Annotated in this window: 10 protein-coding genes and 1 pseudogene; all 11 read right to left on the bottom strand. The window is 67.4% G+C overall.

All coding sequences use genetic code 11. The annotated features are described in order from the left end of the window. Positions 1-4: 4 nt before the first annotated feature. The 11 genes and pseudogenes from AC3EO7_RS27780 to AC3EO7_RS27830 all read right to left on the bottom strand — a co-directional run bounded on the left by AC3EO7_RS27780 (position 5) and on the right by AC3EO7_RS27830 (position 14,784). The gene (locus AC3EO7_RS27780; RefSeq protein WP_435592840.1) at positions 5-4,609 is read right to left on the bottom strand and encodes an amino acid adenylation domain-containing protein; all 4,605 of its coding nucleotides are present in this window, start codon (positions 4,607-4,609) and stop codon (positions 5-7) included. Positions 4,610-5,038: 429 nt separating this feature from the next. Then, positions 5,039-5,233 (bottom strand): annotated as a pseudogene (locus AC3EO7_RS27785) (LLM class flavin-dependent oxidoreductase); the annotation flags it as partial. 286 nt (positions 5,234-5,519) lie between these two features. Then, positions 5,520-6,719, bottom strand: a complete 1,200-nt coding sequence (locus AC3EO7_RS27790; RefSeq protein ID WP_435592861.1) for a vWA domain-containing protein — start codon at positions 6,717-6,719, stop codon at positions 5,520-5,522. Next, positions 6,719-7,360: an SRPBCC family protein gene (locus AC3EO7_RS27795; RefSeq protein WP_435592841.1), complete on the bottom strand. Its 642-nt coding sequence runs from the start codon at positions 7,358-7,360 to the stop codon at positions 6,719-6,721. The genes AC3EO7_RS27790 and AC3EO7_RS27795 overlap by 1 nt, the downstream gene beginning before the upstream one ends. Before the next feature lie 13 nt (positions 7,361-7,373). Further along, positions 7,374-8,261 carry an AAA family ATPase gene (locus AC3EO7_RS27800; RefSeq protein ID WP_431971975.1) on the bottom strand — a complete coding sequence of 296 codons (888 nt, stop codon included), beginning with the start codon at positions 8,259-8,261 and terminating at the stop codon, positions 7,374-7,376. Next, positions 8,258-8,854 carry a nucleotidyltransferase family protein gene (locus AC3EO7_RS27805; RefSeq protein ID WP_435592842.1) on the bottom strand — a complete coding sequence of 199 codons (597 nt, stop codon included), beginning with the start codon at positions 8,852-8,854 and terminating at the stop codon, positions 8,258-8,260. The genes AC3EO7_RS27800 and AC3EO7_RS27805 overlap by 4 nt, the downstream gene beginning before the upstream one ends. Further along, positions 8,851-9,744 carry an XdhC family protein gene (locus tag AC3EO7_RS27810; protein ID WP_431972026.1) on the bottom strand — a complete coding sequence of 298 codons (894 nt, stop codon included), beginning with the start codon at positions 9,742-9,744 and terminating at the stop codon, positions 8,851-8,853. The genes AC3EO7_RS27805 and AC3EO7_RS27810 overlap by 4 nt, the downstream gene beginning before the upstream one ends. Positions 9,745-9,769: 25 nt before the next feature. Then, positions 9,770-12,160: an aerobic carbon-monoxide dehydrogenase large subunit gene (locus AC3EO7_RS27815; RefSeq protein ID WP_435592843.1), complete on the bottom strand. Its 2,391-nt coding sequence runs from the start codon at positions 12,158-12,160 to the stop codon at positions 9,770-9,772. Next, entirely contained in the window at positions 12,157-12,675 is a 519-nt protein-coding gene (locus AC3EO7_RS27820) for a (2Fe-2S)-binding protein (protein ID WP_431971972.1), read from the bottom strand. Before AC3EO7_RS27820 ends, AC3EO7_RS27815 begins: the two co-directional genes overlap by 4 nt. 2 nt (positions 12,676-12,677) lie before the next feature. Further along, a complete protein-coding gene (locus AC3EO7_RS27825) occupies positions 12,678-13,568 on the bottom strand; it encodes an FAD binding domain-containing protein (protein ID WP_431971971.1) in 891 nt (296 codons plus the stop codon). A 76-nt stretch (positions 13,569-13,644) separates the two neighbouring features. Next, complete coding sequence (locus tag AC3EO7_RS27830; protein WP_435592844.1) at positions 13,645-14,784, bottom strand: XdhC family protein; 1,140 nt, start codon at positions 14,782-14,784, stop codon at positions 13,645-13,647. Positions 14,785-14,806 lie beyond the last annotated feature (22 nt).

The raw sequence follows: 14,806 nt of genomic DNA on the forward strand, positions 1-14,806 counted from the left end.
GGCATCAGGGTCGTAGATCGCATGGAAAGAACAGGCCGGACTGGAGCGGTGAAAGCGGCCATATGTCGACCAGATTCGGATAGTCGTGCTCCCAAGCCTCGATCTGCGGCTGGGTGACCGCGACGAGGTCGAAGTCGCAGGGCGCGTGCCCGCCCGCTCCCGCGGTCGTGGCATGGTCGACGAGCGCCCGCAGTGCGTGCGCCCAGAGACCGGCGAGTTCGCCGACCTCGGCCGCATCGAGCAGCCGAGAAGCGTAGGCCCAGGCCGCTTCCAAGCCATTCTCGGTCAGCACGGCGTTGAGATCGATGACCGCGGCCAACGGCGCTCGGTCGTCCTGCGTTGCCGCGAAGCGTTGCGGCAGCCAGGCTCCGGTCTCGCCGCCGGTCGGCGCTCGGCCGAGATAGTTGAAGCTCAGCTGCGGTGTCGGCGCATCCGCGAACGGATCGGTGGTGCCGGCGTTCGGATAGCGAAGCATGCCGAAACCGATTCCCTTGTCGGGCATCGCGCGCAGCTGCTGCTTCGTAGTCTTGATCGCGGCGCCCGCCGCGGGGCCGCCGTCGAACGCGTCACCGAGATCGATGCCCGTCAGGTCGATGGCCACCGGATGCACCGCGGTGAACCAGCCCAGCGTGCGCGCGATATCGGCGCCGGGCAGGATGGCCTCCTCGCGACCATGGCCCTCCAGCGTGAAGAGTGAGGACCTTCGACCGCGCCAACGGCTCACCGCCATCGCGAACGCGGTCAGCAGGACATCATCAGCGCCACAATGGAATCGGTCGGGCACCGTGGTGAGCACTGCGTGCGCGACGTCGGGGGCGATAGCGGTCCGGTAGATCGCCCTCGTGGCGGCGACATCGACGGCCGGATCCAAGGTGCCCGTGCCGATCGGCGGGTCGGGTGTGGCCAGGATGCGTTGCCAGACCTGCAGTTCGACATTTCGGTCAGTCGCGTGCTCGAACTGTCCACGCGCCCAACGTCGGAACGATGTGCCGACCGGAGCGAGGGCGCCGCCAGAGGCGGCGGTCGCCAGATCTTGCAGCAGGATCCGCCACGAGACGGCGTCGGTCACGAGGTGGTGCAGCACGATCCAGCACAGTGGAGCAGCGTCGGCGCGCTCGATCAGCACGAAGCGCGCGACGATTCCCGCCTCCGGGTCGAGTTGGTCTGCGGCACGTTGCAATTCGAATTCGCCGCTCTGGTCCCGATCGGGGCGCGCGGTCACGACGTCCACCAGAGTGCCTGCCACGACCGAACCCTGGCGGGCGACGTTCCATTCCCAGCCGTGATCGGTGCTTCGCAACGAACAGCGCAGCAGATCGTGATGGTCGAGGAGCGCTTGGACGGCAGCGATCAGCCGAGCGCCGTCGACGCCGGCCGGAAGACCGATCAAGACGGCCTGGCCGAACCGGCGCCAGGTATCTCCTTGGTCCAGCATCGCGCGCACGATCGGCGTGAGTTCGACGGCGCCCACTCCCCCGCCGGGTAACTCGTGCACAACTTCGGCGCGCGCCTCGGTGGCCACCGCCGCCAGCCCGGCAACGGTTTTGCGTTCGAATACCTCGCGTGCGCTGAAGCCGATCCCGGCGTTCTTCGCCCTGGAGACCAGTTGAATGGAGGAAATGCTGTCGCCGCCGAGCGCGAAGAAGCTCTCCTCGACGCCCACCGAATCCAGCCCGAGAACTTCGGCGAACAACGCGGCCAGCGCCTCCTCGCGCGGGGTCGATGGTGGTCGGCTCATGAGTGCGTGGGAAGCGAAATCGGGTTCGGGCAGCGCCGTACGATCGATCTTGCCCAGCGGTGTCAGCGGAACGCTCTCCAGAGGCATGATCGCGGCGGGCACCATGTACGCCGGAAGCGATTCGCCAGCAGCCGCTTTCAGTGCTTCTACGCTCACCTCGATGCCCGGTTCGGGCAGCACATAGGAGACCAGGACAGTGGTGCCCGAATCGGTATCGATCCCGAGGGTGATCGCGAAGTCGATGTCCGGGTGCCGTTGCAGGACGGCGTCGATCTCGCCGAGCTCGACCCGGAAGCCGCGCACCTTCACCTGGAAGTCGTTGCGGCCTTGATAGTCCAGCTCCAACGTACCGGAACTCTTGGTCCAGCGCGCCAGATCCCCGGTGCGGTACATCCGCTCGCCGCACGCGTACGGGTTCGCGACGAATCGGCCCGCGGTGAGGCCCGTGCGCCGGTGATAGCCGCGCGCTACTCCCCCACCCGCGAGGTACAGCTCACCGATCGTGCCCGGAGCGACCGGTCGCAACCATGAATCGAGCAGGACTGCGGAGACACCGCGGATGGGGCCACCGATCGTGACCGGCGCAGCGGGTGTCAACGCGTCGCTCAACGTCGCCGTGACGGTGGTTTCGGTGGGTCCGTACCCGTTGAGGACAGCATGGCCGGACCACCTGGCCGCCAGTTCGGCAGGGCAGGCGTCGCCACCGACGATGACAGTGCGCAGGCCGGGCAGCGTCGCCGGGTCGAGGGACCCCACCACTGCCGACGTGGCATCCAGATGGGAAACACCTTGCACGCGAAGACTGTCCGCCATCTCCTCGCCGGCGTACGCCGACGGCGGGACAACGGAGAGCATCGCTCCGGCGGCGAAGGTCACCAGGATCTCCTCGACCGAGAGGTCGAAACTCGACGAAACCGCATGTGCCATGACGGAATCGGCACCGACACCGAAGGCATGCGCCAAACTCGCGACCATGTTCGCCAAACCCCGATGGGTGACCAGCACGCCTTTGGGCGATCCGGTCGATCCCGAGGTGTAGATGATGTACGCGACCTGATCCAGGTGCACCGGGGCATGCCGCACACTGTCATCCACCGCTGCCGAGTCCTGCTCGGCGATCCGCCGACCGGTCCTGTCCTCATCGAGAACCAGCCAGTTCACCCTGTCCGGCAACAGGCTTCGCGCGGTCGATACGGTAATCCCGGCGACGACTCCACTGTCGTCGATCATGTACGCGATCCGGTCGGCAGGGTAGTCCGGGTCGATCGGCACGAAGGCGGCACCGGTCTTGGCCACCGCGAGCATCCCGAGCACCGAATCGATCGAACGCGGAATCGATATCGCCACACTGGATTCCGGGCCCGCACCCGAGGCGATCGCTACGCGCGCAAGCCGATTGGTGTATTCGTCGACCTGGCGGTAGGTCAGACAGGCGGCACCGTCGCGAACAGCGATCCCATCAGGGTTGATTTCCGCACCCGCGGAGAGTATTTCGGGGAGCGTACGAGGCGTGACGCTCGCCGGTCCTCGTGCCGGTGCCAGCTCGGCAAGCTCGTCATCGGATACGACAGGCACCGTGGACAGGGCCGCGTCCGGGCCTGCGGCGAGAAGTTTCCGCAGGAACCGCAGGAATCGGCTGTGGTGGGTGACCAATTCGGTGTCGCTGTAGAGGTTCGCATTGCCCTGGAAGTCGATGTGGGTGCTCTCGCCGCCCACACCGGGATACAGATTGAGGTACAGGTCCTCGATCGGCCCGGGGGTCAGCACATGCACTCGTCCGGTGACCGGGCCGAGCTGAACCCTGGTGTCCAGCATCATCAAGTTCACGGAGGGGCCGAATGTCGCGACCTCGTCCATCGGCCAGCCGAGGTCACGGAAGATGTCCTCCTGACGGTAACGCTGCCGCCGCAGCGCACCGGTCAGCTCGCCCTGCGCGGCGCTGATCAGCTCACCGACGGTCATGGTCGGAGCCACCCGGAGTCGCACCGGGACGACGTTGGCGATCATGCCGCCGGAACGTCGCATGGCTGCCGTCGTGCGCGCCGAGACCGGCAGACTCAACACCACCTCCGGCGCACCGGTCGTCGCGGCGAGATAGGCGCCGAACGCCGCGACCACCGTGGGTGCCACACCGGACGCCGCCGCCGTGGCGACCGTCTCCAGCAATTCCGCTGTTTCCTGCGCCAGCACGCCCTCGACGCGCCGCGGGTGGGCGTCGATGTCGGCGGTGCGGCCGGCGAGACTCACCGGGTCGGCCATCCCGTCGAGGTGCCGCAGCCAGTATTCCCGGTCGGCCGCGAAACGGTTTGAGCTGCGGTACGCCAGATCGGCGGCGACGATCTTCCTGAGGTCCTCAGCTCGGGAGGCGGGCGGCGGCCTTCCCTCGATCGCCGCGGTGTAGAGCTCGCCGGTACGCCGGGCCATCACCGAGACACCCATGCCGTCGAGCGCGATGTGATGCATCCGCCAGTAGGAGAACCAGTGGTCGTCGGCGATCCGCAGCATGACCGCACAGGCCAACCGATCGTTCAGCAGATCGAGAGGTGCCGAGTATTCGTCGCGCATCCAGGCGTGTGCGGCTGCCACCGGATCACGTTCATGGCGGAAGTCGACGATGCGCGCACTGTCGTCCAGGGTGGTGTCGACGCACTGAAGTGGATACCCGTCGCTTTCGATCAAGCGCAGATAGCCGGTGCCGAACTCGCGCCCGGCCTGACGCGCCGCCGGCGCCAGCCGGTCGACATCGATCGGCCCGGCCAGGTCGACATACTGGGCGATGGAGATCGGGATGTCGCCCGCGATGTGCTGGGCGAACCAGATTCCGCGCTGCGCCGCCGACAGCGGGAACGCGCCATCCGCTCCGGCCGTCATGGGCACACCACCGCGCTGCCATCGGCCGCCGCGAGCGGCTTCGAAAGCAGCATGCGGAGGTTCTCGGTGAGCGACTCGATCAGCGTGTGCATATCGTGTCCCCTGAGGCCACCACGGCGTCCGGCAGGACTTCCACGATAACTCCGAAGCGCTCGCCGGCGTAGTTGCGAATCTCTTTCACCAGGCCACCGAGCGAATCGATGAGGCCTGCGACTCACGTCATACGCGGTGTGGCCAGTGTCAGTTTTCTAGCGCTGCTAGGTGTGCGGCGGTTCTTGCTGGACGCCCCCGATCCATCCGCGATCGATCAGGCAAGCAGTCCTGCACAAATCGCCCTGATCGTAAGCATTTCCTCGACCCTTGCCGGGGCCGATGATCGTGAACCGGGACCGGCGGGTGAAAACAACAGCTGCGCATCCTCGAGGACGAATGCCAATAGCCGGGTCGGATCGCGCTGAGCGGTTCGAAGGTCGTCGTCCTGGCGGCGAGCGCCGCGGCGACGGTGAATGTGTCGGGGCGACCCCAACCGGTGCCGAGCAATGCACCCTTCCAGCCGTGATCCTCGAGCGCCTTCGCATGGTCGGTCAGCGTCGCCAGGCTGTTGTGGTCGGCCCTGGTCGGTATCGCTTCCCAATACGGATCCAGCCGCTCATATCTCCCCCGCGGTCGGTTGGGTCATCGTGGGCGTCGGTACCTTCGTCCACTTGGCGCAAAGTGCCCTGCTGGCATCCGAATCGGGAATAGAGCATGCTCCGCCGGAGCCTCGAGCCGCGCACAGTTGGCGGTTTCCCACAAGAGGTGAAGTAGTGGCTGCAATTCTTGCCGCATCTGCGGCGATATTTGTCGGTTCGGCTGAGACGTAGGTAGCCGAGTCGGAATCGCTACCCGTCGGCCGGAAGCCGGTCGCGCGTCAGGTGACGACCGACGATGCCAGAACTTGCACGAACGCGTGGATCCCCGCCAGTGTGTGCGCGGGCATCATGATGTCGCAGAACGGTAGGGCCGCCGCCATCGCACCGGTGGCGGGCTGGAATCGGGGTTCGCCCGCACGGGGATTGAGCCAGATGACGCGCCAAGCCCGGCGGCGGACGCGGGCCATCGCGCGGGCGAGGACATCGGGGGTGTCGCTGTCCCAGCCGTCCGATGCGATGACGACGACGGCGCCGCGCACCGCGTTGCCGGACGGGGTTGTGAGCAGCGCGGTGAGGGATCGCCCGATGTGCGTGCCGCCGTAGCGGTCGGCGACCTTCTCGTTGGCCCTGGCTACCGCGATATCCGGGGAACGGTGCGCCAGTACCGAAGTCAGCCTGGTCAGCGAGGTCGAGAAGGCGAAAACCTCCGGTCGGCCGGGCGAACGGTGCTGCATCGCGGCCCGCATCAGGTGCAGGTAGATCGTCGAGTACGGCTGCATCGAGCGGCTGACGTCGCAGATCATGACGATTCGGCGCGGTCGGCGCCGGGGACGAGTGCGAACCAGGACCGCAGGCTCCCAGCCCGTGCGGCGGGAGTTGTGCATCGTCGCCCGGAAGTCGATCCGCTTGCCGTGCGAATGGTTTTCGTAGCGCCTGCTGTTGCGCTGCGGCCACAGCGCCGACGTCTGCTCCAGCCAGGCGCCGACTGTCCGCAGGTCGTCCGGATCGAAGCGAGCGAACGGTTCTTGTCCCCGTGCCGCGAACCGGCTCGGCAGCACGTCCGGGAGCGCCACGCTCTTGTCGGTGGATCGGTCGGAGCCGGTTGCCGATTGCAGTGTCGCCCACGGGACTTCACCACCGTCTCGAGACTGACCCTGACCGCCGGTGCCCGGCGTCGACGCGCGTTCGGTGGGCAGCCCGTGCGTCCGGCTCGGCGGGTCCACACCCGGCGTCGCGTCGGCGAACACCGTCGCGAAGACCGCGTCGAAGGCGGCGAGATCTTGCATGCGATCGACGAGCGTGAGTCGCATGGCCCAGTAGAGCTCGGTGCGTGACCGCGGCGCCATGCGCCGCAAAGCTTGTACGAACAGGGCGGGTCCGCTCGGCGCCACGGCGACGCCACCGCGCCGCAGCCGTGCGACCACCGCGACGGCGAATGCGGCCAGATCGACGCCGCGCAGCAGCACCGTTCCCCTCATCACCGCTCGCGCATCCGCCTGCGTACCAGAATGATTGCGAGCACGGCCGCGAGCACGAAGGCGATCGCGGGGCCATACCTTTTGATCATCGCGGGCCCCACGAGATCGACGAGGTCGAGCGGCGCGGGCTCGGATTGGGCAACGGGTTGCACCGCTCGGCTGTCCGGCCCGGCCACCGGCTGCGCGGCGGCCGAATCCCCTTCTGCGAGTTTCGCTTCCAGAGACGTGACGAATTGACTGATCATCTTCTCGGACACCTGCTGCAGCATCCCGCTGCCGAACTGGGCGAGCTTGCCGACGATCTTGAGGTCGGTGTCCACGATGACCCGGGTCCGATCGCCTTCCTCGCGCAGTTGGGTGGTGATGGTCGCCGCCGCGTTTCCGGATCCGCGGGTGTCCCGGCCGCGGCCGTCGATGACGGCGCGATGGTCGTGTTCGTCGCGCTCGACGAAGTTCGCTTTTCCGGTGAATTCGCTTGTCACCGGGCCGACTTTGACCTTCAGTTTGCCGAGGAAATCGTCTCCCTCCCAGCCGACCATCTGTGCGCCGGGCAGGAGCGGGACCACCTGTTCGAGGTTGGACAGCACCTCCCATGCCTGCTCGACCGGGGCGTTGACGGTGAACTCATTGGCGATCTTCATCGGAGTATCCCTCTCATCCGGTAGCCATGCCTTGGGTGTATTCGACGAATTCCCCGTGCAAGGTGGCACGGTCGTCGGGTGTCTTCGCCAGTGCGCTGAGCGCGGCGACCGCTTCCGGCGCGGTCAGATCGGCGACGTCGAGCGTCGCCAACGCGGCGATCCAGTCGATGGTCTCGGCGACGCCGGGCGGTTTGTCGAGATCCAGATCGCGGGCGCGGCCGACGAATCGGGTGGCGTGCTCGATCAGCACATCGGTTGCCCCGGGCACGGTGCGTCGCACGATCGCGACCGCGCGGGCCGGATCCGGGTAGTCGATCCAGTGGTAGAGGCAACGCCGCCGCAACGCGTCGTGCAGGTCGCGACTGCGATTCGAGGTCAGCACCGTGAGCGGCGGGTGCTCGGCGACGAAAGTCCCGAGTTCGGGAACCGTCACCGTGGCCTCACCGAGGAATTCGAGCAGCAGTGCCTCGAATTCGTCGTCGGCACGATCGATTTCGTCGACGAGCAGCACCGGGGGCGTCGGACCGCGATATCGCACACAGCGCAGGATGGGGCGGTCGACCAGGTAGGCCTCGGTGAACAGGTCCGCCTCGGTGAGGTCGGCGCCGCGCGCCTCGGCGAGCCGGATGCTGAGCAGCTGACGTTGGTAGTTCCAGTCGTACAGCGCTTCGCTCACGGTGAGGCCCTCGTAGCATTGCAGGCGGATCAGCGGTGCATCCAGCACCGTGGCCAGGGTCTTCGCCGCCGTCGTCTTGCCCACTCCGGGTTCGCCTTCCAGCAGCAGCGGCCGACCCAACGTGGTGGCCAGATAGAAGGCGGCGGCGGTCCCGGTATCGAGCAGGTAGTCGTCGGCGTCGAATCGCCGGACCACCTCCTCGACATCGTCGAACGGCGCGATCATGGCAACGTCGAGGCGCGCAGGCGCTCGTAGTCGTCCCAGGTGTCGACGTCCAAGGGCGCCGGTGCGTCGACGTCGAGTCGCGACACCGCGACGCGGCCGGACTCGATGAGCTTCCACACGGCCTTGTCGCCGTGCAACCGGGCCAGCTCGCCGAATGTGCTGCGGTTCAGCCAGAACGGATGCCCGACACCGTCGCGGTAGCGGCAGACGGTGATCGGAGCGGCGGTTGTCCCCTCGGCGACCAGCCGGTCGACGGTTGCCGCCGACAGTCCCGGTTGGTCACCGAGCATCAGTACTATTCCGGCGGCCCGCGGATGCACCGCGCTCAGGGCCGAACGCAACGACGACGAACAGCCCGAACCGAAGTCGTCGGCCATGACCACCTCCACCCCGGTGAGGTCGACCTGCCTGCGCACCGCTTCCGCGGCGCCCCCGAGCGTGACGATGATCTGATCGAGGGCGCAGGATCGAACCACGTCGAGGGTGGCGCCGAGAACCGTCGTATCTCGGTACGGCAGTATCTGTTTCGCGGTGCCGAGACGCCGCGAGGATCCCGCGGCGAGTACGACTCCGGTGACGAACCCGATGGTCATGAGCCCGCCTTCGCCGCCGCGAAGGAATTGCGGCAGCTGGAGCCGCAGAACCAGTAGTCGACATCGTCGACGGTGAGGTGTGGTGTGTCCGGCCCGACCGTCACGGTCATACCGCACACCGGATCGAGCGCCTCGAAGACAACGCTCGCCGGGCGGGCCGGGACGGCCAAGCCACCCTTGCGGATCGCCTGGATCACTTCCGCGACAATCGAGACGGCGATCTCCGCGGACGTCTTGGCGCCGATCGGCAATCCCACCGGGGTGTGCACGCGAGCCCGCTCGGCGTCGGTCAATTCGAGTTCGTCGAGAATCGACGCGCCCCGAATCCTGCTGGCAACCAACCCGATATACCCCACGCCCGCATCGAGCGCGACGCGGATCATCTCGGCTTCCGGGCCGCCATGGCTGGCGATCACCATCGCCGTCGTGTCGGACGGTGACTCCAGCGGGTCGGCTCCGGCTACACTGCGCCGCACCGTGAATCCCACCAGTTCGCACAAGTCGGCCAGGGCGTCCGCGATAGGCGTCGCGCCGCAGATGTGCACCAGCGGCGGCGGGATCTGCGGCTCGAGGAAGATCTCCAGCGCGCCGCCGGACAGACAGGGATTCACCACCACCGCCGCGCCGGGCGCCTCGGGAAAGTGCAGATCGCCGTCGGGTAGCACACGCAGCAGCACGCTCTCGTTCGATTGCAGGGCGCCCAGCGCCGCCTTGCGGACCGAGTTCTGCGCGCACTGGCCGCCGACGAATCCTTCGATCGTCCCGTCCTGCAAGAGAATCGCCTCGTCCCCGGCGTGCGCCGAGGTCGGCTGCTGCGCGCGTACGACGGTCGCGTGCACGAACGGCGTCCTGGTGCGGACCAGCTGCTGTGCACGCTCGGTCATCTTCATCGATGATCCCATCGCTCGCACCTGCTCAGATGGGTGGTGTGGCCCGCCCCTGCATCGCTTCCCAGACCCGCGACGGCGTCAGCGGCATGTCGGCGTGCCGAACTCCGAACGGCGCCAACGCATCCACCACCGCATTGACGACGGCAGGCGGTGATCCGACCGTGGCCGATTCACCGATGCCTTTCGCGCCGATCGGGTGGTGCGGCGACGGGGTGACCGTGTACCCGGTCTCGAAGTGCGGAACCTCGAGTGCCGTCGGGATGAGGTAGTCCATCAGGGATCCGCCGAGGCAGTTGCCGTCCTCGTCGAAGGCCATGATCTCCATCAGGGCCATGCCGATGCCGTCGGTGAGACCGCCGTGCACCTGGCCCTCGATGATCATCGGATTGATCCGGGTGCCGCAGTCGTCGACCGCCAGGAAGCGCCGGACCTTGACCACGGCCGTCCCCGGGTCGATGTCGACGACGCAGAAGTACGCACCATACGGGTAGGTGAGATTCTCCGGGTTGTAACAGATCTGCGCGTCGAGTCCGCCCTCGATGCCCTCGGGCAGGTCACCGGTGCCGTGTGCGCGCATCGCGATCTGCTGGATCGTCACGGCCGCGGACGGATCGCCCTTGACGTGGAACGAGCCCTTCTCCCACTCGAGGTCGGCGACGGAGACCTCGAGCATGCCGGAGGCGATGATCCGCGCCTTGTCGCGCACCTTCCGCGCCACCAGTGCGGCAGCGGCGCCCGAGACCGGTGTCGACCGGGTGCCGTAGGTGCCGAGACCGAACGGAGTCTGATCGGTGTCGCCGTGCACGACGTCGATGTCGTCCGGCGGTATGCCGAGTTCCTCGGCGACGATCTGGGCGAACGTCGTCTCGTGCCCTTGCCCCTGGGTCTGAACCGAGATGCGCACCACGGCCTTGCCGGTCGGATGGACACGCAGCTCGCACCCGTCGGCCATGCCGAGTCCGAGGATGTCCATATCCTTGCGCGGACCCGCGCCGACCGCCTCGGTGAAGAAGGACATCCCGATGCCCATCAACTCGCCGCGGGCGCGCTTGTCCTGCTGCTCTTTTCGCAAGGCGTCGTAGCCGATCATGTCCATCGCCAGGCGCATGGTCTTCTCGTAGTCGCCGGAGTCGTAGACCCAGCCGGTCTTGCTCGTGTACGGGAACTGTTCGGGGCGAAGCAGATTCCGCAGCCGTAGCTCGGCGGGATCCACCTTCAGTTCGTAGGCGAGGCAATCCACCAACCGCTCGACGAAGTACACGGCCTCGGTGATCCGGAACGAGCACGCGTAGGCTACGCCGCCGGGGGCCTTGTTCGTGTAGACCGCGGTCATCTTGCAGTAGGCGGCCTCGATGTCGTAGCTACCGGTGAAGACTCCGAAGAAGCCTGCCGGATACTTCAACGGTGCGGCCTGGCCATTGAAGGCGCCGTGATCGGCGAGCACGGTCGACCGGATGGCCAGGATCTTGCCGTCGGCGTCGGCGGCGATCTCACCGACCATGATGTAGTCGCGCGCGAACCCGGTGCTGGTGAGATTCTCGCTGCGATCCTCCATCCACTTCACCGGTTTGCCCAGCAACAACGACCCGACGATGGCACAGACGTATCCCGGATAGATGGGCACCTTGTTGCCGAACCCGCCGCCGATATCGGGTGAGACCACCCGGATCTTGTGCTCGGGCAGTCCTGCCACCAACGCGTAGAGCGTGCGGTGGGCATGCGGCGCCTGGCTCGTCGACCACAGCGTGAGCTTCCCCGTCACGGGATCGAGATCCGCGACGGCGCCGCAGGTCTCCATCGGGGCGGGATGCACTCGCGGATAGACCATCTCCTGCTTGACGACGACGTCGGCGCGCGCGAACACCGCCTCGGTCGCGGCGGCGTCGCCGGTCTCCCATTCGAAGCACTGGTTGTCCCGCTTGCCCTCGAGATCATCGCGGATCACCGGCATGTCGGGCGCCAGCGCGGTCCGGGCGTCGATCACCGGATCGAGCATCTCGTACTCGACGTTGATCAGCTCCAACGCATCACGCGCGGAGTAGCGATCCTCGGCGACGACGAAGGCCACCTCCTGCCCCTGGAACCGGACCTTGTCCGTCGCCAGCACCGCCTGCACATCGTTGGACAGCGTCGGCATCCAGGCCAGTCCCTTCGCCGCGAGATCTGCGCCGGTGACGACCGCCTTGACCTTCGGATGCGCCTGTGCCGCGGAGACATCGATGCTCACGATCCGCGCGTGCGCGAACGGCGAACGCAGCATCGCCATGTGCAGCATGCCGGGCAGCTGCACGTCGTCGACGTAGTTGCCGCGTCCGCGAATGAACCGCGGATCCTCTTTCCGGAGCATCCTGCCGTGACCGCAGGGCTTGTGGTCGTTGTCGACCCGGTCTTCGGGCCGGGACTCGACGGCGGTCATGATGTGCTCCCCACCGGCGTCGGGCTGGCAGCGGGTTCGGGCTCCGCCGCTTCGCCGCGTTGCTTCGCCGCGGCCCACTGGATCGACCGCACGATGGTGGTATATCCGGTGCAGCGGCAGATCTGGCCCGAGATCGCCTCCCGGATGGTCTGCTCGTCGGGATTCGGGTTGCGGTCGAGCAGCGCGCGGGCGGTGATCATCATTCCGGGCGTGCAGAATCCGCACTGCAACCCGTGGCACTGCATGAAGCCCTCCTGCACGGGATCGAGCTTGCCGTCCACTTCGAGTCCCTCGACGGTGCGCACCGAATGGCCGCCGGCCATCACGGCCAGCATCGTGCACGACTTCACCGGTTCGCCGTCGACCTCCACCACGCAGGTGCCGCAGTTGCTGGTGTCGCAGCCCCAGTGGGTTCCGGTGAGCCGCAATTGATCTCGCAGGAAGTGCACGAGCAGGGTACGCGGCTCGACTTCCGCGGTGACCGGCTCGCCGTTGACGGTCATGGTGACCTGCATGGCTAATTCCCTTTCAGGGCAGATTCGTTCAGTACGCGCTCGACCGACGTGCGCAGCGCGCGAATCGTCAGTTCGGACGCGAGATGGAGCTTGTAGTCCGCGCTACCGCGCGCATCGGAGACAGGTGAGCACGCTGCGCTCACCTGGCGGCCCGCCTCCGCGAAGACCTCTTCGGTGTGCGGCTGACCGACGAGCGCGTCCGCCGCGGCGGTGACCGCCGACGGATCGGGGTTGACCGCCGTCAGACCGATTCGCGCGGCCGCTATCGTCCCGCCGTGCACTGTCACGGTCGCGCCTGCCGCCGCGATCGCCCAGTCGCCGACCCGCCGCTCCACCTTCGCGTAGGCGCTCGAGGTCCGATGCCGCAAGGGAATTCGGAGCTCGATCAGAAGTTCGTTGCGCGACATGGCGGTTTCGTACGGACCGACCAGGAAGTCGTCCATCGCGATCTCCCGTTCGCCGGACGGTCCGCGCACCAGACAGGTGGCGCCGAGGACCGTGCACACCGTGGTGAGATCTTCGGCGGGATCGGCCTGGCACAGCGAGCCGCCGATCGTGCCGCGGTTGCGCACGACCGGATCGGCGATCACGCGCTCGGCGTCACGGAAGATCGGGCACACCGCGGCGAGGCGGTCCGATTCGAGCAGGTTCCGATGCCGGACCATCGCACCGATGCGCACCAGGGTCGGATCGGTGACGATGTAGCCCAGTTCGGCGGCCAGGTCGTTGATGTCGATGAGATATTCCGGATTGGCCAGCCGCAGCTTCATCATCGGCAGGAGGCTGTGCCCGCCCGCGATGATGCGCGCCTCCTCCCCCAGCCGGTCCAGCAGTCCGATGGCGTGATCCACGCCCGTCGCGCGCTCGTATTCGAATGGCCCAGGGACTTGCATGTGATCTACCTCACATCATTGGGGAGAAACCAAGCCTCTGCCCCGCTGACGCCGCCGTCAAGACCGGATTAAGGAATCACTTAATTCGCTGTTCGCCCCCGTCGTGGTGGATCCTGCCGCCGGTTCGGGTCAGCGAGCGGCCGTGTCCGCCCCAGCGCCGCGCGATGATCTCGGCCGCGATGGACACCGCCGTCTCCTCGGGCGTCCGGCCGCCCAGATCGAGCCCGATCGGGCTGGCGAGCCGGGCGAGCTGCTCGTCGGTGAGGCCTGCCTGGCGCAGCCGAGACAGGCGCTCGTCGTGCGTGCGGCGCGACCCCATGGCGCCGACATAGCCGATCTCCGGCGCGCGCAGCGCCACCTCGAGCAGCGGAACGTCGAACTTGGGATCGTGGGTCAGCACGCAGACGACGGTCTGCGCATCGACCGCGCCCTCCGCGATCTGCGCGGCCAGATAGCGATGCGGCCAGTCGACGACGACCTCGTCGGCGGTCGGGAACCGGGCGGAGGTGGCGAAGACCGGCCGCGCGTCGCACACCGTGACCCGATACCCGAGGAACGATCCCTGCTGGGCGACGGCGGCGGCGAAATCGATGGCCCCGAACACCAGCATCCGCGGCTGCCTGGCATGACTGGCGACGAAAACCGCCATGCCCTCACCGCGGCGCTGCCCGTCCGGGCCGTAGGACAGCACCTCGCTGCGGCCCGTCGCGAGCAGGCCGCGTCCGTCGTCGATCACCGCGTCGTCGGCGCGTGTCGACCCCAACGCGCCGTGCGCGGCGCTCAGCCGGATCAGCAGCCGTCGCCCCACCCTGGCGGTGTCGGGGTGCTCGATGACGGTCGCGATCGCGACCGGACGATCCGCGGCGATATCCGCGGCGACCTCGCCGAGTTCCGGAAACGTCTCCCGCGAGATCGATTCGACGAAGATGTCGATGATGCCGCCGCAGGTGAGGCCGATGGCGAAGGCGTCGTCGTCGGAGAAGCCGAACCGCTGCAGCACCGGGCGACCGGTCCGCATCACGTCGGTGGCGAGTTCGTAGACCGCGCCTTCGACGCAGCCACCGGAAACCGAACCGCCGACCGTCCCGTCCGGCGCGACGACCATGGACGCGCCAGGCGGTCGCGGTGCCGAACGGAAGGTCCGCACGACCGTCGCGACCCCAGCCGTACCCCCGCCCTTCCAGGTTGTCATCAGATCCGTGAGCACGTCCCGCATGATGCGTCCTCCAGGCGCGATG

The organism is Nocardia sp. bgisy118, from assembly GCF_057708605.1.

What these genes read in the sequence shown, in the direction of transcription:
- AC3EO7_RS27780 (WP_435592840.1), bottom strand. Translation starts at nt 4,609, where the DNA reads ATGACGGCCGGAGCGGATGGCGCGTTCCCGCTGTCGGCGGCGCAGCGC.
- AC3EO7_RS27815 (WP_435592843.1), bottom strand. Translation starts at nt 12,160, where the DNA reads ATGACCGCCGTCGAGTCCCGGCCCGAAGACCGGGTCGACAACGACCAC.
- AC3EO7_RS27810 (WP_431972026.1), bottom strand. Translation starts at nt 9,744, where the DNA reads ATGAAGATGACCGAGCGTGCACAGCAGCTGGTCCGCACCAGGACGCCG.
- AC3EO7_RS27800 (WP_431971975.1), bottom strand. Translation starts at nt 8,261, where the DNA reads ATGATCGCGCCGTTCGACGATGTCGAGGAGGTGGTCCGGCGATTCGAC.
- AC3EO7_RS27830 (WP_435592844.1), bottom strand. Translation starts at nt 14,784, where the DNA reads ATGCGGGACGTGCTCACGGATCTGATGACAACCTGGAAGGGCGGGGGT.
- AC3EO7_RS27805 (WP_435592842.1), bottom strand. Translation starts at nt 8,854, where the DNA reads ATGACCATCGGGTTCGTCACCGGAGTCGTACTCGCCGCGGGATCCTCG.
- AC3EO7_RS27795 (WP_435592841.1), bottom strand. Translation starts at nt 7,360, where the DNA reads ATGAAGATCGCCAATGAGTTCACCGTCAACGCCCCGGTCGAGCAGGCA.
- AC3EO7_RS27820 (WP_431971972.1), bottom strand. Translation starts at nt 12,675, where the DNA reads ATGCAGGTCACCATGACCGTCAACGGCGAGCCGGTCACCGCGGAAGTC.
- AC3EO7_RS27790 (WP_435592861.1), bottom strand. Translation starts at nt 6,719, where the DNA reads ATGAGGGGAACGGTGCTGCTGCGCGGCGTCGATCTGGCCGCATTCGCC.
- AC3EO7_RS27825 (WP_431971971.1), bottom strand. Translation starts at nt 13,568, where the DNA reads ATGCAAGTCCCTGGGCCATTCGAATACGAGCGCGCGACGGGCGTGGAT.